Consider the following 19,869-nt stretch of genomic DNA (forward strand, 5'->3'; position numbering starts at 1 on the left):
CATCATTAACCGTGGATCATAGGCTGGCCGCCCAGTGGCGGCAGTTGCGTTCATGACGTCTTTTAAAGGAATAGAGTCTACGAATCGGCTTAACACCGTGACCACATGATTTTCACTAGGCGTAAAATCTAAATTCACTGCCAAACTGGTTTGATTATTGTTATAATTCTTGTACATGGAGATAACCTCGCTTTCTGATTGTTTAGTCGCTGTTGGATAAGCAGAGAATTGTCTCTGTGCCTACATAATAGTACGAAAATAAGGTTCGAAATCAAAAAACGATTTCGAACCTTATTTTTTATTCAAGAGTTTTGTCCCGCTCTCTTAGCCTAAAATGTTCCACTAATAAAAATTATAACATATATTCATTAATAATATGAATCATTCAAGTGGTGAATTTTACAGTATTCCCAGTGTATTGGCTTTTTTAAAAATTAATATTATTTTCGATTGGTTTATTTTGAGCCAGCTAACGCTCAGAATTTTACTGATCTTAGCTTATTATTGTGTTTCCAATAAAACGTGAATAAATTATTGTTGCTACAACGGCGTTTTTAGAGCACAAAGTCATCATTTTTGCTATTTTAGTGAGTTTAAGGCAATTAGTGGCCGAAACCTTAGTTTAAAGGTGTTTCCATCAACAAACAAAGGTGGTGCACTCATGGACGAAACAGCAGAACAGCAACAAATGGTCGTTGATATGATGACAGAAGGGTATTTGTCGAGTTTTCGCCAAATTGAAAAGGTTCTTGGGAAGGTTTCTAGTAAGTTTGGCGTTGGCTGGAGTGGACTATCAATTTTAAACCAGCTGGCCACGAACCAAAGCGCAAATGTGTCTGATTTGGCAGAAAAAAACCACGTTACTAAGGGCGCAATTTCAATTCAAATTTCTGAGTTAATGAAAGCCAAACTGATTGAGATGGATGAAGATCCAAATGATCGTCGACGACATATCGTTAAATTAACTTCCAAGGGTCAAAAAATGGCCGATCATGAAGTTGCCCAGGCAAAAGAGATGGCTTCGCAAGTCTTGAATAACATGGGTGAAGCAGAAATGATGCGGTTACACACAGACCTTGCTGCTTTTGCGCATCTTCTTGAAGATACTAAACTTGAATAATTTTTTGTGAGATAGTAATATGCCTGAATTTTTAAACATTTCAGATATATTGTTATCTTTTTTTAACCGAACGTTCCTCCTTTGTTAAATAAAAACGCTTTCATTTGTCTCGATGTTCGTCAATCTCCATCTGCATGGTTACAAAGACATTTTAATCATGGTAAAATATACTCGCATTGTTTCGAGATATTCACTGAGTCTTACTTGTTTCTAAAGCGAACCGCTCAGTTTCATTCAAACGAACGGTGAGGGTTTAACTGAGCGTGCTTTAATGATGGAGGATGCATTTTGAAAAAGGAACCGGCGAACTGGCTGGCAGTGCTAAAAATTGCGATGCCGCTATGTTTAAGCTATATTCCCATTGGCTTGGCTTGTGGTGTGTTATTGCATGCGGGCGGTTTGAATACATGGTTGGTTGCACTTGTGTCATTGATCGTGTATTCAGGTGGTGCGCAATTTTTGATTGCCACCATGTTGACGATTCATGCCCCAATTTCCCAGATTGTGATCATGCTGTTTTTCCTTGAATTGCGGTATGCGTTACTGGGGTCTAGTTTGTCACACTATCTCAAAAAGTCATCCCACAAATTTATTTTGGGCTTCGCGTTTTCACTTAACGACGAAAACTACGCGGTGAACTATTTGAAGTTTGCCACGGATAAATATTGGACACCAAGTAATGCCTTGTTGGTTGAGCACTATGCGTTATATACGTGGGCATTTTCAAACGTGGTTGGGAGCTTAATCGGATCATCATTACACATTAATTTGGTGATTGTTGACTTCGCATTGACTGCTTTATTCTTGTTTATGGTTACGATGCAGGTTAAGCGCCGTTTAACGCTGCTGACAGCCATTTTGGCGGGCGCACTGTCCGCTTTCTTCTGTGTTGCGTTAAAGAGTACCTTAGGGATTGTGATTGCGACCTTGCTCGCCTCAACTGCTGGTTTCTTGGCTGACCGGGTGATTCGCTCGATGGCACCGGGCAGTTCCCTATTGTACAAAGTTCGTGGTCCTTCGGGGACACGCGAGACGATTAACGAACAGGAGCTGACTGAAGAGCGGCTGCTGAAGGAAGAACAAGAGAAAGACAAGGATCACGACCATGAATGATTTAGCCTTAGTGTTATTGGCGGGAGTGGCGGCCTTTATTCCGCGGTACTTCCCAATGTTGTTTTTTTCCAAACGTAAGATTCCAGACTGGTTCAACGAATGGATGGGCTTTGTCCCTGTGTCGTTGTTCACCGCGTTAATTGTGAAGCAAATTTTCGTTACTTCGACGTATGCCTTTTCTGTAGGTAACATTGCCGCCATGATTTCCGCGGTGCTTGTCATTGTCATCGCGTACTTCACGCGTTCAATGACACTGTCCGTGGTGTTGGGGTTGTTGCTCATGTGGGCATTAACAACATTCTTATAAAATTGAATGAATCGACAGCTGACTATCGTTTCTTGATGGTCAGCTTTTTTGTGCCTGCCACATTTTTGCGCATCTGCATGCTGCATAAAAGCGTCGGCTGGTGTTTTTTTCGCATGTTATAGAGTTGCGTCTTTCCTTCGGATTTTCTACACACTGTGAATTAGTCAATGATACGAAAAACAACCGTCAAGAAATTGACAGTTGTCGGAATGAAACATTATTTGTACATATAATCCCGTGTCATTGGTAGCACACGACCAGATGCACCTTTAGTGAGCAGGAACTGAATGACGTCGATGTTACCAGACTGGAACGAAGCCGCACATGCTTGTAGGTACAAATCCCACATGCGCATGAAGCGTTCGTCGAATTGTTTGGCAATTTCGTCACGATGCTCATTGAAATTCTTATCCCAGATTTCCGTAGTCCGTTGATAGTGACGACGCAGGGGTTCCATGTCGTCGACTTGCAAACCAGCGTCGATCATGTGGTCGATGTTTTCCGTTAAACCGGGAACATAACCACCTGGGAAGATGTATTTGTCGAGCCAAGCGTTCGTGGCACCGCCTTGTTGACGAGTAATTCCATGAATTAAGGCAACGCCGTCGTCGGTGAGGTACTTGGCCACACACTTGAAGTAGGCGCCCAAGTTTTCTTTACCAACATGTTCAAACATCCCAACGGAGGTGATGTAATCCCACGTTTCGTTACCTAATTCGCGGTAGTCTTCCAAACGAACTTCGGCAACATCTTGTAAGTCTTCATCGATAATCCGCTGTTTAACCAAGTCATATTGTTCTTGGCTTAGCGTGATCCCAGTGACTTTTAAACCGTATTCTTTGGCAGCTGTGAGCATTAACGTACCCCAGCCACAACCAATATCCAACAGACGTTTGCCAGGTTGAGGATCAAGCTTCTTGATAATGTGATGAACCTTGTTTAGCTGTGCTTGTTCCAAAGTGTCATCATCATGTTCGAAGTAAGCACATGAGTAAGTCAACGTTGGGTCTAACCACAATTTGTAGAAGTCATTACCAACATCGTAATGTTTTTGGATGTCTTCCTTAGAGTGTGACTCACTGTGTGATTGCTTTGGCATGAACCGTTTGAACTTACTGTTGTTGAAGAAACTGCCAGCACTTTCATAAGCGGACTCGATCAGCTTTTGAATGCTACCGTCAATTTCGATGCGGCCGTCCATAACCGCTTCTCCAAGTGCCAATGACGCGTTGCGCGTTAATGACTTGATTGGCACAAGTTCGTGAAAGGTAACTGTCACCTGTGGTTCGCCGTCACCACCATAAACATCGCTGGTGCCGTCCCAATAATTGACACGCACAGGGATGTTGAATGAGTGACTGAGAAATGTCTTGTAAAATGTCTTATCCAGCATGAATCCTTCTGTTCCTTTCTCGTTAACCGTTTGATGGTAGTGCCCGTATGGCAAAAACGCCATCATGTTTTTTAAAAAATACAATCTTCAGTATAACGCTGTTTGTCAAAACACCCAACGCTTTAAATACGACCAAAAATGACTTATATAAGTCGATTTGTTCAGAATGCAAACAAACCTGATTTAGATTGTCAGTTAATTTACCAATTCTTTCTAACAAAAGATTTGCGCGATTTTTTGTCAGGTTATAAAATTCAGTAGTTTAGAAAAGCCGATTGCTTGTATTGGTATAGACATGACTTCATTGCTATAATGACTTCACAATTGCTTTTTAAACAATTGGTTTTTCATTAGCCAAATCTTTATCCATTGTTGCAACGTCACTTGAAAAGCATCGGTTAGTTAGTTTGTAAAGCGGACACGAAAGGAACTAGACAAAACATTGGTCAATATGGGGCTAAAAATGCCTATTTTGTGTACTTTTACGTACTAGCATTTTATTATGAATATATAAAGATGTTTATAGGCGACGTTAGGAGGGTAGAGATAACGACCTGAATCTAAGCGTTCTGCTTAGTTATCTGATGAACGAATGGATTTAGTATGTTTGTTATCACACTAAAATGATTATTAATAAACACATTATGCGTAGCACCAATGAAAAGCAGGTGCTTCAACAAATTATAAATGAGGGGCCAATTTCGCGTAGTCAGATTTCACGTAATCTAGATTTGAATAAAGTAACGGTTTCTGATATCTACAACCAGTTATTGAAAACCGGCGTTATTCGTGAAGTTGGTCATGGGGTTAGCACTAAAAATGGTGGCCGTCGACCTGTAATGGGAGAGTTAAATGTTAGCAAAAACTACGTCATGGCAGTCAACCTCGGCACCAGTAGCGTTGACATTTTGATCAGCCGTTTTAACGCCTCAAAGTTAAGCATGCAAACGATTGATACAGATGGCATTAATTTAACGACTGTGATGGACATGATTACGTCGGCAATTACTAAGGAAGTTGGTCAGTTAAGTGACCAGTCATTGGCCGGGATTGCGTTTGTTATCGATGGTACAGTCTATAACAACCATATTATTAGCACAGAACTTAAAGGCTTGGAAAACTTTGACTTGGCTAAGTATTTTGCTGATAAGTTTCAGGTGCCGGTGTTGATTGAAAATGCGGCCAACCTTTCCGCCATCTACGAACGTGACTTTCATGATAATGAGTTGTTTAAGAACTTAGTCACGCTGATGATCGGCAAACACCTGCGGGCAGGTATTGTCGCTGACCAGCACTTGTATACCGGTCACGAAGGTCACGCTGGTGAAGTTGGCGAAGCCTACCTTGTTGACCGTTATGACCATAGTAAGATGGCTGCCGCCGATGTTTATGCGTCTGAACCAGCCCTAAACAAGGCGATTCGGGACCGCATGGGTTGGCAGGAAATGGACTTTGCAAAACTGACCGAGGCTTATTACCATAAAGACGATCGGGTGATGGAACCGATTGATGATTTTGCCTACTACCTATCGCGGGTTTTGACGAATCTTTCCACGAGTTTTGCGCCGGATGTGGTGATCTTAAACGGGGACATGTTCAAACGTTTCCCACAGATTCTCCAATCTGTTCGTAATTCACTTGTCCAGATGATGCCCGATGGCGACACACCGGTAATTTTGACCAAGGGATACACTGAGTCTGCCCTATTAGGGGCTACTTCATATATCATTCACCACGCGCTGGGATTAGATGATCTGAAGCTTGATTTTCAGGCTAAGGCAGAGAGTGTTCCAGAATAACTTCAATGACGAAAACTGTTTCTAACGATTTCAAAAAGGTAGTCGACTAATATTGTTGGCTACCTTTTTTAGTCCAAAGATTAAGTTCTTCATGAGTTTACGGTGCTGTGAGTGGCTGAAAAATAGGCAGTGAGGTACAGTTAAAGCAGAGAAATTATTGGGGGATTTGGTTGTGACAACATACTATCAACGATTTGTGAAAAACGTGTCGCTACGACGTTGGACGGTGTTAGGGTTCATCGTATTAGCGTTGTGGTTAATGCGTTCCATGATTAGCATTGTCCTGTTAACATTTGTGTTTACTTTTTTGGTTACTCGACTGACGCAGTTTATTCGCCGATTTGTGAAGATACCAGCGGCAGTGATTGTAATTGCCATTTACTTGTTAGTGATCTTAGGGCTGTATTCAGGAATCACGAACTATATTCCTAAGCTGATTGATGAAACAGTTAAAATGGCGAATACCGTTTACAATTTTTATCGAAATCCGTCGCATGATACGAACTATGTTGTGAACTTTATCAATCAGTATGCCAAACGGTTGGATATCATGAATCAGCTTAAAAATTGGGCAACGATTATTTTGAACTACGTCGGCTATATTGGGCAGATGGCCTTAACCTTGTTTTTCTCGCTAATTTTGAGTTTCTTCTTCACCGTCGAAAATAAACGAGTTCGGGAATTCTCACATCTGTTTTTGGATTCTACATACGGCTGGTTTTTCCAGGATGTTTCCTATTTGTTTAAAAAGTTCATCAACACGTTTGGTGTCGTCATCGAGGCCCAATTCTTCATTGCTATCTGCAATACGGTGATTACGACAGTCACACTGGCTTTCATGCGGATGCCACAGTTGCCAACCTTGGCGTTAATGATCTTCATTCTCAGTTTGATTCCGGTGGCGGGGGTAATTATTTCCGTAGTGCCGTTGGGATTGATTGCATATTCAGTTGGTGGACTGGATTACGTTATTTATATTTTGGTGATGATCCTCGTTGTGCACACATTAGAAGCCTACGTGCTGAACCCCCAGTTTTATGCTAGTCGGACCGAGTTGCCCATCTTCTATACGTTTGTCGTGTTACTAGTTGGCGAGCGGTTATTCGGTGTCTGGGGGCTAATTTTCGGCGTGCCACTATTTACGTTTTTCCTTGATTTACTGGGCGTTAAGTCGATTGGTCGTGAGCGGCCAAGTATCAAACGGATGCGGGAACGCCGTCGTGCCAAACGAACTGTTGATGGGGATGACGGAAAGTAGTGTGACCTATGTAATTTATGTCTGATTTCGGTTATAATGAATTGATTATTACATTTAAGAAAGAGGTTATTAGAGATGGCTAAATTAGTATTGATTCGTCACGGTCAATCACAATGGAACTTATCTAACCAGTTTACTGGCTGGGTTGACGTTGACTTGAGCGACAAGGGTGTTGAAGAAGCAAAGCATGCTGGTCAATTGATCAAGGAACATGGTTTGGAATTTGACTACGCCTTCACTTCAGTTTTGACACGTGCAATCAAGACCTTACACTACGCCTTGGAAGAATCCGACCAATTATGGGTTCCTGAAACCAAGACTTGGCGTTTAAACGAACGTCACTACGGCGCTTTACAAGGCCAAAACAAGGCCGAAGCTGCTAAAAAGTGGGGCGATGACCAAGTTCACACTTGGCGTCGTTCATACGATGTTTTGCCTCCATTGTTGAGTGCTGATGACGAAGGTTCTGCATCAAAGGACCGTCGTTATGCTAACTTGGATCCAAAGATCGTTCCCGGTGGTGAAAACCTGAAGGTCACTTTGGAACGTGTTATGCCTTTGTGGGAAGACGAAATTGCACCTAAGTTATTAGATGGCAAGAACGTTATCATCGCTGCCCACGGTAACTCATTACGTGCTTTGTCAAAGTACATTGAAAACATCTCTGACGAAGACATTGTTTCATTGGAAATGGCAACTGGTGAACCAGTTGTTTACGACTTCAACGACAAGTTGGAAGTTCAAAGCAAAGTTAAGCTAGACAAGTAATTTGATATGAAATGCATCCGTTTAGGCGGGTGCTTTTTTATTTTATTGATAGTTGTAGCCTTCAAGGCTGGTATACTAAATTGTAGTATATGTACAATGAAATCTGTGAGAAGTAAGAATTGAAGAGCTTGAGTCAGCATTACGGAGCTGAGAGAAGGATTGAAGAGCTTGAGTCAGCATTACGGAGCTGAGAGAAGGATTGAAGAGCTTGAGTCAGCATTACGGAGCTAAGCAAGCATTGAATAGTCGAAGGCAGTATTAGGAATGGAAAATTGACAGTGTTTTTGTCTACCATGAATTGTTTGTGATTATTGTCTTGACTGTGGTTCTGGAAATTCTGTTTATTCATCAGATTCACATCGCCTTAAGGTATCCAAGTAATGTTAGGTATTTCAATGATACTGATGACGTTGCTGTTCTATGGGTGCCGTTTGCTGCAAGCGTTGCGCTCGTCGGCATGATTGCCATTGTGTGAGGGTTAGACAAAAGTTAAAAACTAGGAAACTGTATTCGGTCAATTACACCATCAGAATATAGTGCCAATAATGTAAAAATCTGCTGTTGATTATTAAGCTTTTAACCAGATAATCAATAGCAGTCTTTTTGTTTTCATGATGGTTTGTCATAAAGATAGACTTATTTCTTTTCCTCGATAACCTTGGCGCTTTCCTTATTCGAAAAGACGGCAGACGTAATAATCTGCAAAGTAATCAGAATCAGATTGCCGGCGGGGAAGAATAGAAGCGACAAAATCTGTAACACAACTTATACCGTAACCGCTGGCCAGTAAGGCAAATAACGATACAGCGTCAGGTGCTTAATGCTGATGACAACAACTGGATGGTTCTCGTTGGCCGTGATAATCTGGTTGGCTAAGATAACAAACGCAATTGTCTAGACTGCATAAATTAACATGTAGAAAGTTTGCGGTCACGGGCGAAAATGCCTTCACCCACCCACGCAGTTGCTACGAGTAAAAATGAGGTACCAAACAGCCACAGATTGTTTGCCCAAAACACATGACGTGTAATGATCTTTGCCTTACCGAATAAAAAGTAATGATTGTACCAGGCTGCACAGATAAATAGATAGCCGATGGCATATGAAATTAAATAAGGTACCTGACTAAAAATTGCACTGAATTTTAGTGATTTTGCTGTCTCAAATTCTAAAATCATAATCGTTAAAATTATGGCTAAAACGGCATCGGTAAACTACTCAAGACGTGCTTTATTCATGATAATTTCTCACAACATGTTGTTAAATCAACCATGCAGTGAATAACAGAAATTGTCGAGATATTGCCGTTAGCCTCTATTTGACCTAAATGAATGTATATCGACGGAGCTAATTGATTACTTTTTGTAGAATTCATTAAACTGAGTATCCAATTTTGCAAAAGCCGCATTCAAAATGTTTTCTCGTGAAACCGGCATAATAGAAGTGCCTTCTGCACGGACCACGTTGACTTGACCAAACGCCATCACATCGGTAAAGATGGCTTTTAAATATTGAACTGCAAAATCCATTCCGGAGTAAAAGTCGCCGCGAGTATAAATTGAACCACTGGCAATAAGGATCATCAGTCGATAATCGTCCGTCATCAAACCTTTTGAAGACTGCCCGCTTGCTAATGGCTTTGATAAATATTTGAACGTTTCTCTAGCAATCAGAATGTTGTCGATCCAATCCTTCAATTTTGAAGGGACGTTAAAATTGTGAGTTGGCAGAGAAATCACCACGCGCTGGTTGTCCCTTAACTGTTTCAATAATTCAGCGGATAGATCAGCAATATGTTTTTCTGTCGGCGTTAGTTCAGTGTGATCAGCTTCTTTTGTCCAAACGGATAAGAGTTGACCCTTTTCAATTCGTGGTATTTCCATATCATACAGATTAAGGACAGTTAGGTCTTCAGCCTCAAAGCTCCCGTTATAATCGCTCAAGAATTGTTGTTCAAGTGTATTTGAATACGATGCAGGATTGTCAAAATCTGGATGCGCATTGATTAATAATGTTTTCATGGTTTCCGTTTCTCCTTTTGATTTGATAACATAAGGATATCAATCAAAGGTGTCATAATAAGTCACCATTAAGGACATTATGAAAAAAGCAGAACGACTTAATCAAGAATTGTTTTATCTCAATAATAAAAGAAGGTTTCATCTTGAAGATTTGACCATTGAATTCAATATCTCCAAACGGACGGCGTTGAGAGATCTCGACGAACTGTCAGAAATTGGCCTGCCATATTATACAGATGCAGGTCGGTATGGCGGCTATACGTTATTGAATCAAACCTTGTTGCCGCCGGTTACTTTCAACGTTCAGGAAGTTCAGGCGATTTTCTTTGCTTTGTCGGGGATGAAGGGACTATCCAGTAATCCGTTTGAAAAATCATTTCCGCAAATTCAAAAGAAACTGTTGGAAACACTGCCACGGAAACAACAGCAGGGCATTGACTCGATGGCTAGCGCCGTTTATTTCTATAGCACGGCGCCGGTTAAAAGTGTCGCTAATTTGGACATTGTGATGCAATCGATTTTAAACGAGCAGGCACTTTCAATCACAGATACACAGCATGTAGTGAGAAAAAGCATCATTCAAGTTTTTGAATTGTTCTATCGAAATGGCATTTGGTTTTGTAGCGCCGTTGATTTGGTAACACATAAATGGGGAACCTACCGCTGCGATAAATTAATCGAAATTAGTCTATACGATGGCCAAGTAGAACTGTTTTCGAACGCTGAGCTACAACAGCTGCAGGATAAATATGAAGCGACGTACCACAACATCCAATTTAGATGTGTTGTTAACAAAGCAGGGCGTGATCACTTTTTAAGGGATCATTATCCGAATATGCGGTTAGTTGAGGAAAACGATAAAGCATACGTCTGCGGTGGCTATAATATTACTGAGGAAACCTACATGGTTGAATACCTGTTAAGTTACGGCAAAAACATGAAAATTGAGTATCCTGAATCTTTGGCGAAAAAATATCGGGATTACCTAACAGGACTACTAGAGTGAAGCTCTCAACAATTCTGGAATCGATTTTTTTGACCGCACTTAGTAGGGGGGATTCAGCCCAACTCTCCAATCAAAATTGTCACTCAGCGGTGGTTAAATGAATTTGTATATCCTGAGCAATTTTTGCCATTTCCTTAGGACTCTTAGTCGCGCCTTGTTTGACCCAATGAGAGAGCATGGCAAACATGCCACCAATGGCGAATTGTTGCAGATAATCCGTATTGGCTCCTTTGATTTGGCTGAGCAAACTACTGGAAAGATTTTTCGTCAAAGAATCAGCTAATAGATACAGCCGTTTGTTAGTACTCAGTTGGTCGAGTAATTCACGGTAAGGCCACCAAAACTCAAAAAACGACAAAACGACCTGATTAAACGTCAGGTTTTTTTGTTTGGATAACAATTCATACAGGTTTGTTGTCAGTCCGTCAAGTTGGTAGATCAGGATGTCATCCAGGGTTATGAAATGACGATAAAATGTGCGTCTTGAATAGCCGGCACGCGTGACGATATCGGTTATCGTAATTTTATTGAGCGGCTTAGTGGTTAACAACTGGCTCAAGGCCATAACAAAGTCTTGTTGGGTTTGTGTAATTTGGGCAATGCGTTGGTGTCGTTTATCTGTCTCATTTTCAGTCATTTGTGCAAGTTACCTCCGAATAGGTAGTGGATTCTAATTACGGCAACTATAATATACTCAATTAAATGAATCAAATGTGACATTTATTTAAAGGAGTTGAGACTAATGGCATGGTTTAGAAACTACTGGTATCGATTCGGTGGCGGCATGGTGATCTGTTTTGTAGTTTATCTTTTAATCGCGGAACCGCACTGGTCGCAAACGACATGGTTACTCATTATTAACTTGATTGCACTAATCATTCATCAACTTGAAGAGTATCAGTTCCCAGGAGGCGCTCCCTTGGTAATTAATCGTGTTATCTATGATGAACACGAGTTAACGGATCATTATCCTGGCAACACGTTGTCTATTTGCATCGTTAATGTCAGTGCTTGGGTTATATATTTTATTGCAATTATGTTTCCCAATTGGTATTGGTTAGGATTAGGTGTAGTTATGTTTAGCCTGTTTCAGATTCTAGGTCATTGCGTCCAGATGAACGTCAAGATGCATACTTGGTACAATCCGGGGATGGCAACAACGCTCTTACTTTTTCTGCCGATCGGAATTGCCTATATCTATGAAGTTCAGTTTAATCACTTAGTCAACGGCTGGACCTGGTGTGCGGGGTTCCTAACGTTAGTGATGTGCATTTTGTTGACCATTGTGTTGCCCGTTCAAACGTTTAAAAATAAGCAGACTAAATATCGAATGAGTGACTGGCAGGTAGAACGGTTCCGAAAAGTAACCTCGTTTGCCCGCATTGGTCATTAGTTGAAGGAGCAAAAATGAGAAAATTAGTTCGCCATTGGTATGAGATGGAAGTCTATATCGCTGGCTTTTACGTCCTATTACTGGCAATGGGACAATGGGATTTGCTACAAAAAATATTGTTGCTTGGATTAGTCTTCATTCATCTACATTTTTTCGAAGAATTTGGGTTCCCCGGTGGTTTTGCATGGGGCGGCATTAAGGTTGAAATGAAACAAGTGAATGAAGATGTGCGTTTATGGCCGTTAAATCAACTTAGCGCATTGTGGGGGAATGAGTGGTTTGCAGTGATTGTTTATTTGCTACCGCTATTTTTCCCACAGGTACATTGGCTAGCTTTAGCCGCTATCGTTTTTGCCTATCTGGAATTCTTAATGCACGTCGTGATATTTAACCTCGGATTGCATAGTTGGTACAATCCCGGTAGTTTAACTGCGGTGTTAGGACTAACACTTACTTCTACCTGGGGATTGTGGCAGTTGCGCACGCAGAATTTATTCAACTGGGTAGATTTGGTGATTGCTCTGGTGTGGATTTTTAGCAACTATTGGATTGCCTTTCGTTCGCCATTATTTAATCATTTTAATAACAAGAAAGAATTTACGTTCTCACGACAAGACGTTTTAAAAGCTGACAAGTATATGAAAAAGTTTGGCACGACGGTAGATAATCTTAAACATCTAAACCACGATTAAAACGTTTTGAATTCAAGTAGGTCTATTTAGAATAGGCCGGGGATGGCACAGATTAATCTAAAGAACACGCTCATTTTTGAGGGTGTTTTTTCGCAATGACTGAAGCAATCAACGACCAATTAACAAGCGAAAGAGTTAACAGATTTTGACGCCTTTTGAATGTGTATATTAAGGTCCTCAACCAATTGATACAGGTTGAGAACCTTTTTTTAGCTGTACGGTTTATCCTATATATCGTTGACCGATAGGCAGAATAATTGCTGGAACCTTGATGGGTCAGGCAAAATAAAGGTCCGTAATACCGCGAGGAGAATAGCTTCAGGACAAACTTTCGTTGAACAACTTTGAAAAGCTTAAGAGCGATTAGATGGAATCTCGCTCAAAATGTCCCTTGCAAAGGACACTATCTTGTGAAAGCGGATACTTTTTCTAGCCTATTATATTAAAAGGGGTGGGGCGTTTATGCAATTAAATGATCAGCAACAAGCTTTGATTGATATTTTGATGCGACAAAACGATTACATCACTGCCCACAAACTTTCTGAGGTCACCAACACATCTACTAAAACGATTTATCGAAATGTCCGTAGCATTAATGATAGTTCAGAGTCTGGTGATGTCATTGAGGCAGTTCGTGGAAGGGGGTATCGCCTAAATTACGATCGGTATATTTATGAACGGAATACCAGCGTGGATAACACATTGGATTATTCACCAATTGAGCGACGGAACCGGATTTTACTGGAGCTATTGTTCAACGCCCCGTTTGATTTAAACGTTGACCGCTTGTATGAACATTATTATGTGAGTGAAACAGTGATTGAAAACGATATTTCCTTGATGAATAAGCTGGCGTTGTCGTTTGGGCTGGTACTAAAGCATCGCTATCGTCGTTTATCTATAACTGGTCCTGAACCAAACATTCGCCAGGCGATTCGAAATACGATCAATAAAGGCGATCTCATGGATAAAGAAAGCATCGATGATTTTATCGACGATTTCCATGAGCTGTCATCGTTTGATGAACGGTTTTTAATCGCTCAGCTGGAATACTTGGAGCGTTCATTGAAGCTAACGATTCCTTACCCGTATAACATAAATATTTTTTCACATCTCTATATTTTGATGAGTCGTTTTCGTGAGGGCAAGGTCGTTGATGATCCGGAACAGAATCGATTGACTGCTGATCAAAAAGCGTTGACGGAGCGCAACCCCAAGTTTGCAGAAGTGGCCCGAGAAATTATCGGGAAAATTGGTCGCTACCTTAACACAACATTGCCTGCCATCGAAGACTTTTACCTACTTCAGTACATGGTCTCAATGCGGTACGATCGTGAATTGCCGAGTACGAATCATGAAGATCGGTTGGTTGACCAGCTTGTTGTGTTCTATGTTGATGGTTTTGATTTTAATGGCCGTGCCGTGGATCGGACTGCGCTGGTTGCGGACCTACGAAATCATATCAAGCCGATGGTTAACCGATTGAAAAATGGCATTTCAGTAGCCAATCATTTATTGAAGGAGATTGGGTCCGAATACCCCGATGAACTTGCCCAAGTTAAGCAGCTGTCCAGTGAGGCGCAAACGAAATTTGCCTTGCCAGCCGCGATTAGTGCCGACGAAAGTGGATTTATTACTTTGTACTTTGCGAAGTATCTAGAGCAGGCTAAGCCGGCCAAACGAATTCTCATTATGTGTGCCAGCGGTGTTGGTACGTCACAACTTATCCGAGTGAAAGTTCAAAAGGCTTTCCCAGACTTGGATGTGGTGGCTGTTGTTTCAAAAGACGGGTATCTAAAGCATGCCGCTGACTACGGGCACGTTGACCTTATTATCACGACGGTCAACGTAACACCGGCTGACAATACTAGCGTGGTGATGGTTAGCGCGATGTTCACTAAGGCCGACCGGGATCAGGTCGCTAATTGGATTGAACGGAGGGACAGTTGATGATTGATTCGCAAGAGCTATTTTTTATGTCACTGTCGTCTTCAGACAGTTCGTTAGACGCGTTTCAAACAATGGCACAACGCTTGAGTCAGTTACAACGGGTCAGTGATGTTGATGCGTTTACGGATTTGATCGTTAAACGCGAGGCTCAGGGGCTGACCATGATTGCACCGCAAATTTTGATGCCACACGCTGTGGGATCCGTTGTCCTTAAGAACACAGTTTTGGTCGGTCTATTTCCCACGTTGCAGCATTGGAACCGAGGACTAAGCGTTCGTTTGATTGTAATGCTGGCAACGCCCAACGCCGCCGCAGCACAAAATGACCCGCAGTTGATGACTTTGCTAACGAAACTAGCTGATGAGCAGGTTACAGAAAAATTAGTGGCACAAAAAACGGTGTCACAGGTCCAGTTATTATTGCAGTAAAAAAAGTGAAAGGGGTAGTCGCACGTGTATTTTGATAAAGATGTGATTTTGTTCGACCAGTCAATGGCCGATCAAACCACAGCCTTAACAACGTTAGCCGATGCATTACAAAAAGTTGGCGTGGTTAAACCAAGTTTTAAAGAGGGTATTTTAAACCGTGAAAAGCAGTTTCCAACGGGATTAATTGCGCCGTCGATGGGGGTTGCCATTCCACATACGGATGCGGTTCATGTGATTAAACCACAAATTGGTTTTCTCCAATTGAAGGAACCAGTTCATTTCAATCAAATGGGCGATAACGCTGATGTATCAGCTAAATTGATTTTTATGTTGGCACTGAATGATCCTGATTTGCAGTTAGCGATGCTCCAGCGGTTAATGGGATTATTCCAGAACGATGACCTAATGAAGAAGTTGACGACTATTAGTACTACTGCTGACTTCAAAGACATTATGAAACAAGCAGAGATTGATTAATTATTGGAGGAATTGTAATGGCAGCGTTACAGTGGTTTGTTAATTTAGGAGCGAGCGTTATGCTCCCGGTTTTATTATTTATTTTTGCACTTATTTTACGTATCAAACCCGGTAAAGCATTCAAAGCTGGGTTAACGGTCGGCGTTGGGTTCGTTGGCCTAAACTTGGTCATCAGCCTATTGACTAAAAACCTCGGGCCGGCTGCTCAGGCGATGGTTAAAAACTTTGGCTTACATCTGACGTCGATTGATATTGGTTGGCCAGCAGCATCAGCCATCGCCTACGGAACTGTTTTAGGTAGTTTGGCAATTCCAGTTGGTGTTATTGCAAACGTCATCTTGTTACTGGTCGGTTTGACCAAAACACTGGACGTGGATGTTTGGAACTATTGGCACATTGCCTTTACTGGTTCACTTGTCTATGTTGTGACACATGATTTTGCTCTCGGGCTATTTACCATGATTGTTCACGTTATGTTGATCTACCTGTTGGCGGATTTAGCTGCGCCAACCGTTCAGAAGTATTACGGGTTGGAAGGCATTTCGTTCCCACAAGGGGCCTCAGCACCTGGCTTCTTGATGGCCTTGCCGTTAAACTGGTTGTTTGACCGCATTCCTGGGATTAACAAGGTTAAGATCACGCCAGAAACTGTCCAAAAACGAATGGGTATCTTTGGTGATTCAACCGTCATTGGTTTGGTAATTGGATTAGTTATCGGTGCTCTAGCACATTACTCAGTTGCTAAAACCCTTCAACTCGGTGTTAACACCGCTGCCGTATTGTTATTGATGCCACGGATGGTGTCTTTACTGATGGAAGGTTTGACACCCATTTCAGAAGGGGCCAATGCTTTTGTTCAGAAACGGTTCCCTGGTCGCGACTTATACATTGGGATGGATAGTGCTTTGGCCGTTGGACAGCAAGCTGTTTTATCTTCAGCTTTGATCTTGGTGCCACTAACACTGTTGATTGCCGTTATTTTACCTGGTAACACTGTGTTACCATTCGGTGATTTGGCAACCATTCCATTCATGATCGCCGTTATGGCCGCTGTTTTCCGTGGTGATATTTTGCGGACTATCTTGGGCGGTATTGTCGATATCGTGGTTAGTTTGTACATTGCATCATGGGTTGCACCGTTGGTTACCGCTGCCGCAAAGGGCGCTCACTTCAGTTTGCAAGGTAACTCTTCCATTTCTGTATTAAGTGATGGTGGAACTTGGACCACGTTATTAATTGTTGGTTTAGGCAAACTGATTAGCTGGGGTGGTATTGGTTTAATTGGTATCGTGGTACTAGGTTTGATGATTTGGCAAAACAAATTCCGTAAAACTGCAACAACGGTTTCAGACAAAAAGTAACGTTTGAATTAGTTGTTCAGGGAACTCGACATTGGAGGTCGAAAATATGAAAACATTGATGGTAGTTTGTGGTTCTGGCGTAGCAACATCCACGGTCGTCACAGGAAAAATCAAGAATTGGTTAGCTGACGAAGGTTTTGACGGCCAGGTTAAGATGCTGCAAAGTAAAATTTCTGACGAAGTTAACCACATCGATGATTACGACGCTGTTGTTAGCACTACGTTAGTACCAGACAACGTTAAGGATAAGGTTATTAATGGAGTGCCATTATTAACCGGTATGAATACGCAAGCTGTCTACGATCAAATTACAGAGAAGCTTGAATTAAAATAATTTCCAAGAAAAAACGTTCATCTAGAAAATTTTCTGGATGAGCGTTTTTTGCTGCTATTTGTAGCCTATGAGCCTCAAATTTTTACCGCAGTGGATGACCTAGCTATAAAAATTTCAAATAAACATTTTTACGCCAAAATAAATAATCAGCAGTCCCAAGAATGGAGTTAGCACACGATTAACTCGACGCAAATCAAGGCGTTGAATAATCACTGGCGTAACCACCGCACCAACGATAGCCCCCAGCATCAGCAACCAACCTGCTTGCCAAGCAAACGTACTGGTGAACAAGTGCCCGATTAGGCTAATTGAAGACATGGTCATGAGCACATATGTGGCGGTACCCGCGGATTCAACGGCAGTTAATCCTAATAATGTGAGACCTGCAGCTGTTGTTGCACCGCCGCTTAAACCGCCGATGCCGACCATTAGACCACTTAGCAAACCAAAAAATCGCGCCAACCATACCTGTGTTGAGTCTGTGTGAGTATTGTGCGTTTGATGAATTGATTTCAACAAAACCATTGCGCCCATAACAATGAAAATGGTGCCGACGATCCAGTTGTATAGTGTTTTGGGGATGAATTGTGCGCTGTATGTACCGATTAAAATGCCAGGGATAGCAGCTACAATCATTTGGTTGCCAACATGAAAATTAACGTTTTTAACACGTAATTGTGTCAGAAAACCGAAGAATAAGGCCGGTAATGCTACGAGTAATGACGTTGGTACTGCAACCGCAGATGACAAGCCTAATTGGCTGGTCAATACTCCGAGATATAAAGCAGCACCGCCACCACCAATCAAGCTGACAAAAATCCCGATTACTAAACCATAGGCAAAAATGAGCATCAGATAAACCTTCTTTACGTTAAGAGTCTGAATTGATAATAAGCGGAGCATACTCCGTTTGTCAAGAACACACTTTTAGCGTATGGTACTAATTGTAATAATGGAGGCTAATTGATGCGAAAAGACGCGCAAATTAATCAGCAAAAAATCTTAGATGCCGCTGCCAATTTATTTAAGGAAAGAGCGGTTTCGAAAGTCAGTATGAAGGACATCGCGCAAGTCGCCGGCATTGGAACAGGTACGCTGTACCGTAACTTTCCAAATAAAAGTGAACTTTGCATGGCACTGTCGCTTGACTACATTCAGCAATTCATCACAGGCGAAGAGGCTCAGTTGCAGAATCCTTCGTCATCGGCAAATAAACAGTTCGAGGATTTTTTGACTCGATGGCTTGAATTTCGTGAGCGGCGAATACAGCTGCTGACAGAAATTGAAACGGGACCATCTGTCATGAGCACGTTTTATCATAGTCCGTTATATCAACAGTTGGTTAACTTGACCATGCAGGCATTAAAACCAATAAGCGATAACATTAGTAAAGCTGAATTGAAATTTCGAGCCGACATGCTTATTTCAATGCTGAAAAGTGATAGCTATGCCTATCAACGGGAGCAGGGACTGACCCGTGAACAAATTGCGATTAACATTAGTCATTTGATGATCAAAAGGTGCGACTAGTTCAAGTCGAAAAGAAAAATGTGAGTGTTTTGGAGACTAGACATCATTAATTCAAGCAATGACAAGTTGAATTGATTTTTATAATAAATGTCGTTTCAAAATAAAACAAGAACGGCAAGTCACCGGTTTAATACCGGAAACTCGCCGTTCAGAAAGCTTCTTAATATATTTTTTACACTTCATAGCATCGAATAACCACCTTAAGAATGGAGCCCAGGATACAAATTAGTCAGCCAACATCACTTCTGCTTAACGAGCTTGCCATCCATCATATCGTAAATATGGTCCGCATATTTCTCGAGCCGTGGGTCATGAGTAACTAGCATAATCGCCTTATTGTGCTCTTTGGCAAGTCGCTTAAATAACTTACCGACTTCCTCAACGTTACTGGTATCTAAAGAAGCGGTTGGCTCATCGGCCAGTAATATTTCAGGGTTCGCATAGAGGGCTCGTGCGATGGCAACCCTTTGTTGTTGTCCGCCTGATAGCTCTTGGGGATACTTGTCAATTAACTTAGTAATTCCTAGCTCGTTAAACAACTGATTTAATTTTGCTTGCGATAAATTATTATTTTTCTTCACCTTGTCCACTAAGACAAACTGTTTACGAACTGTTAAAAATGGTACCAAGTTATAGGCCTGTAAAACAAAGCCAATCTTGTTCAAACGCAAGCTACTACTTTGCTGCGCCGAAAAGTGGGTGATGTCCTCACCGTTAACAAAAACTTGGCCTGCAGTCGGCTTTTGCAGTGAACCAGCAATCGTCAGGAAGGTACTCTTCCCCGAGCCGGACGGTCCCATGATTAAAACGACTTCGCTCCGGTTAGCTTCAAAATTAATCTTTTTAAGCGCTTCAACTTGGGCTGAGCCGTGTCCATACGTCTTTTTCACATCTTTGATTTCAATTACTGCCATAATAT

Annotated in this window: 22 protein-coding genes; 16 read left to right on the forward strand and 6 right to left on the reverse strand. The window is 41.7% G+C overall.

Annotated elements, in window-relative coordinates:
* Positions 1–661 precede the first annotated feature (661 nt).
* From G400_RS15850 to G400_RS0111295, 3 genes are all read left to right on the forward strand, one after another.
* Positions 662–1,120, forward strand: coding sequence for a MarR family winged helix-turn-helix transcriptional regulator (locus G400_RS15850; protein ID WP_017263097.1), 459 nt, complete (start codon positions 662–664; stop codon positions 1,118–1,120).
* Positions 1,121–1,408: 288 nt separating this feature from the next.
* A complete protein-coding gene (locus tag G400_RS0111290; protein ID WP_017263096.1) occupies positions 1,409–2,233 on the forward strand; it encodes an AzlC family ABC transporter permease in 825 nt (274 codons plus the stop codon).
* Complete coding sequence (locus tag G400_RS0111295) at positions 2,226–2,540, forward strand: AzlD domain-containing protein (RefSeq protein WP_017263095.1); 315 nt, start codon at positions 2,226–2,228, stop codon at positions 2,538–2,540. The genes G400_RS0111290 and G400_RS0111295 overlap by 8 nt, the downstream gene beginning before the upstream one ends.
* A 217-nt stretch (positions 2,541–2,757) precedes the next feature.
* Here the strand turns inward: G400_RS0111295 and G400_RS0111300 are convergent, their stop codons facing one another.
* Entirely contained in the window at positions 2,758–3,933 is a 1,176-nt protein-coding gene (locus tag G400_RS0111300; RefSeq protein WP_017263094.1) for an SAM-dependent methyltransferase, read from the reverse strand.
* A gap of 623 nt (positions 3,934–4,556) precedes the next feature.
* On the opposite strand from G400_RS0111300, the gene G400_RS0111305 reads away from it, so the two are divergent.
* The 4 genes from G400_RS0111305 to G400_RS16350 all read left to right on the forward strand — a co-directional run bounded on the left by G400_RS0111305 (position 4,557) and on the right by G400_RS16350 (position 8,233).
* Positions 4,557–5,732 (forward strand): ROK family protein, encoded by a 1,176-nt coding sequence (locus G400_RS0111305; RefSeq protein ID WP_017263093.1) that lies wholly within the window; start codon positions 4,557–4,559, stop codon positions 5,730–5,732.
* A 172-nt stretch (positions 5,733–5,904) separates the two neighbouring features.
* Positions 5,905–6,990, forward strand: a complete 1,086-nt coding sequence (locus G400_RS15180) for an AI-2E family transporter (RefSeq protein WP_017263092.1) — start codon at positions 5,905–5,907, stop codon at positions 6,988–6,990.
* Between the two features lie 75 nt (positions 6,991–7,065).
* The gene (locus G400_RS0111315) at positions 7,066–7,758 is read left to right on the forward strand and encodes a 2,3-diphosphoglycerate-dependent phosphoglycerate mutase (RefSeq protein ID WP_017263091.1); all 693 of its coding nucleotides are present in this window, start codon (positions 7,066–7,068) and stop codon (positions 7,756–7,758) included.
* Between the two features lie 304 nt (positions 7,759–8,062).
* The gene (locus tag G400_RS16350) at positions 8,063–8,233 is read left to right on the forward strand and encodes a hypothetical protein (protein ID WP_155817624.1); all 171 of its coding nucleotides are present in this window, start codon (positions 8,063–8,065) and stop codon (positions 8,231–8,233) included.
* A 433-nt stretch (positions 8,234–8,666) separates the two neighbouring features.
* Here the strand turns inward: G400_RS16350 and G400_RS16485 are convergent, their stop codons facing one another.
* Both G400_RS16485 and G400_RS0111330 read right to left on the reverse strand, forming a co-directional pair.
* Complete coding sequence (locus G400_RS16485; protein WP_237757534.1) at positions 8,667–8,936, reverse strand: TMEM175 family protein; 270 nt, start codon at positions 8,934–8,936, stop codon at positions 8,667–8,669.
* 177 nt (positions 8,937–9,113) lie between these two features.
* On the reverse strand, positions 9,114–9,779 hold the full coding sequence (locus tag G400_RS0111330; RefSeq protein ID WP_017263089.1) for an FMN-dependent NADH-azoreductase: 666 nt from the start codon (positions 9,777–9,779) through the stop codon (positions 9,114–9,116).
* Positions 9,780–9,858: 79 nt separating this feature from the next.
* Here G400_RS0111330 and G400_RS0111335 point away from each other — a divergent pair, with 79 nt between their 5' ends.
* A complete protein-coding gene (locus G400_RS0111335) occupies positions 9,859–10,785 on the forward strand; it encodes a helix-turn-helix transcriptional regulator (RefSeq protein ID WP_017263088.1) in 927 nt (308 codons plus the stop codon).
* A 79-nt stretch (positions 10,786–10,864) separates the two neighbouring features.
* On the opposite strand, the gene G400_RS15185 is transcribed toward G400_RS0111335, so the two are convergent.
* Positions 10,865–11,422: a TetR/AcrR family transcriptional regulator gene (locus G400_RS15185; protein WP_017263087.1), complete on the reverse strand. Its 558-nt coding sequence runs from the start codon at positions 11,420–11,422 to the stop codon at positions 10,865–10,867.
* A 105-nt stretch (positions 11,423–11,527) separates the two neighbouring features.
* Here G400_RS15185 and G400_RS0111345 point away from each other — a divergent pair, with 105 nt between their 5' ends.
* The 7 genes from G400_RS0111345 to G400_RS0111375 all read left to right on the forward strand — a co-directional run bounded on the left by G400_RS0111345 (position 11,528) and on the right by G400_RS0111375 (position 17,420).
* Positions 11,528–12,178 (forward strand): HXXEE domain-containing protein, encoded by a 651-nt coding sequence (locus G400_RS0111345; RefSeq protein WP_017263086.1) that lies wholly within the window; start codon positions 11,528–11,530, stop codon positions 12,176–12,178.
* Positions 12,179–12,192: 14 nt separating this feature from the next.
* A complete protein-coding gene (locus G400_RS16125) occupies positions 12,193–12,870 on the forward strand; it encodes an HXXEE domain-containing protein (protein WP_017263085.1) in 678 nt (225 codons plus the stop codon).
* Positions 12,871–13,332: 462 nt separating this feature from the next.
* A complete protein-coding gene (locus G400_RS0111355) occupies positions 13,333–14,820 on the forward strand; it encodes a BglG family transcription antiterminator (RefSeq protein WP_017263084.1) in 1,488 nt (495 codons plus the stop codon).
* Positions 14,820–15,248, forward strand: a complete 429-nt coding sequence (locus G400_RS15855) for a PTS sugar transporter subunit IIA (protein WP_017263083.1) — start codon at positions 14,820–14,822, stop codon at positions 15,246–15,248. Before G400_RS0111355 ends, G400_RS15855 begins: the two co-directional genes overlap by 1 nt.
* Before the next feature lie 24 nt (positions 15,249–15,272).
* The gene (locus tag G400_RS0111365; protein WP_017263082.1) at positions 15,273–15,725 is read left to right on the forward strand and encodes a PTS sugar transporter subunit IIA; all 453 of its coding nucleotides are present in this window, start codon (positions 15,273–15,275) and stop codon (positions 15,723–15,725) included.
* 17 nt (positions 15,726–15,742) lie between these two features.
* Positions 15,743–17,086, forward strand: coding sequence for a PTS galactitol transporter subunit IIC (locus G400_RS0111370; protein ID WP_017263081.1), 1,344 nt, complete (start codon positions 15,743–15,745; stop codon positions 17,084–17,086).
* A gap of 46 nt (positions 17,087–17,132) precedes the next feature.
* Positions 17,133–17,420, forward strand: coding sequence for a PTS sugar transporter subunit IIB (locus G400_RS0111375; RefSeq protein ID WP_017263080.1), 288 nt, complete (start codon positions 17,133–17,135; stop codon positions 17,418–17,420).
* Between the two features lie 114 nt (positions 17,421–17,534).
* On the opposite strand, the gene G400_RS0111380 is transcribed toward G400_RS0111375, so the two are convergent.
* The gene (locus G400_RS0111380; protein ID WP_017263079.1) at positions 17,535–18,272 is read right to left on the reverse strand and encodes a sulfite exporter TauE/SafE family protein; all 738 of its coding nucleotides are present in this window, start codon (positions 18,270–18,272) and stop codon (positions 17,535–17,537) included.
* A 114-nt stretch (positions 18,273–18,386) separates the two neighbouring features.
* Between G400_RS0111380 and G400_RS0111385 the strand changes: the two genes are divergently transcribed.
* Complete coding sequence (locus G400_RS0111385; RefSeq protein ID WP_017263078.1) at positions 18,387–18,950, forward strand: TetR/AcrR family transcriptional regulator; 564 nt, start codon at positions 18,387–18,389, stop codon at positions 18,948–18,950.
* Between the two features lie 239 nt (positions 18,951–19,189).
* Here G400_RS0111385 and G400_RS0111390 read toward each other — a convergent pair whose 3' ends face one another.
* The gene (locus G400_RS0111390) at positions 19,190–19,864 is read right to left on the reverse strand and encodes an ABC transporter ATP-binding protein (RefSeq protein ID WP_017263077.1); all 675 of its coding nucleotides are present in this window, start codon (positions 19,862–19,864) and stop codon (positions 19,190–19,192) included.
* Positions 19,865–19,869 lie beyond the last annotated feature (5 nt).

This window comes from Furfurilactobacillus rossiae DSM 15814, assembly GCF_000428925.1.
GTDB lineage: Bacteria > Bacillota > Bacilli > Lactobacillales > Lactobacillaceae > Furfurilactobacillus > Furfurilactobacillus rossiae.

Bases quoted from the DNA above. Each gene is read 5' to 3' on its own strand.
- G400_RS15850 (WP_017263097.1), top strand. From the start codon at position 662: ATGGACGAAACAGCAGAACAGCAACAAATGGTCGTTGATATGATGACA.
- G400_RS0111295 (WP_017263095.1), top strand. From the start codon at position 2,226: ATGAATGATTTAGCCTTAGTGTTATTGGCGGGAGTGGCGGCCTTTATT.
- G400_RS0111300 (WP_017263094.1), bottom strand. From the start codon at position 3,933: ATGCTGGATAAGACATTTTACAAGACATTTCTCAGTCACTCATTCAAC.
- G400_RS0111305 (WP_017263093.1), top strand. From the start codon at position 4,557: ATGATTATTAATAAACACATTATGCGTAGCACCAATGAAAAGCAGGTG.
- G400_RS0111315 (WP_017263091.1), top strand. From the start codon at position 7,066: ATGGCTAAATTAGTATTGATTCGTCACGGTCAATCACAATGGAACTTA.
- G400_RS16485 (WP_237757534.1), bottom strand. From the start codon at position 8,936: ATGATTTTAGAATTTGAGACAGCAAAATCACTAAAATTCAGTGCAATT.
- G400_RS0111330 (WP_017263089.1), bottom strand. From the start codon at position 9,779: ATGAAAACATTATTAATCAATGCGCATCCAGATTTTGACAATCCTGCA.
- G400_RS0111335 (WP_017263088.1), top strand. From the start codon at position 9,859: ATGAAAAAAGCAGAACGACTTAATCAAGAATTGTTTTATCTCAATAAT.
- G400_RS15185 (WP_017263087.1), bottom strand. From the start codon at position 11,422: ATGACTGAAAATGAGACAGATAAACGACACCAACGCATTGCCCAAATT.
- G400_RS0111345 (WP_017263086.1), top strand. From the start codon at position 11,528: ATGGCATGGTTTAGAAACTACTGGTATCGATTCGGTGGCGGCATGGTG.
- G400_RS16125 (WP_017263085.1), top strand. From the start codon at position 12,193: ATGAGAAAATTAGTTCGCCATTGGTATGAGATGGAAGTCTATATCGCT.
- G400_RS0111355 (WP_017263084.1), top strand. From the start codon at position 13,333: ATGCAATTAAATGATCAGCAACAAGCTTTGATTGATATTTTGATGCGA.
- G400_RS15855 (WP_017263083.1), top strand. From the start codon at position 14,820: ATGATTGATTCGCAAGAGCTATTTTTTATGTCACTGTCGTCTTCAGAC.
- G400_RS0111370 (WP_017263081.1), top strand. From the start codon at position 15,743: ATGGCAGCGTTACAGTGGTTTGTTAATTTAGGAGCGAGCGTTATGCTC.
- G400_RS0111375 (WP_017263080.1), top strand. From the start codon at position 17,133: ATGAAAACATTGATGGTAGTTTGTGGTTCTGGCGTAGCAACATCCACG.
- G400_RS0111380 (WP_017263079.1), bottom strand. From the start codon at position 18,272: ATGCTCATTTTTGCCTATGGTTTAGTAATCGGGATTTTTGTCAGCTTG.
- G400_RS0111385 (WP_017263078.1), top strand. From the start codon at position 18,387: ATGCGAAAAGACGCGCAAATTAATCAGCAAAAAATCTTAGATGCCGCT.
- G400_RS0111390 (WP_017263077.1), bottom strand. From the start codon at position 19,864: ATGGCAGTAATTGAAATCAAAGATGTGAAAAAGACGTATGGACACGGC.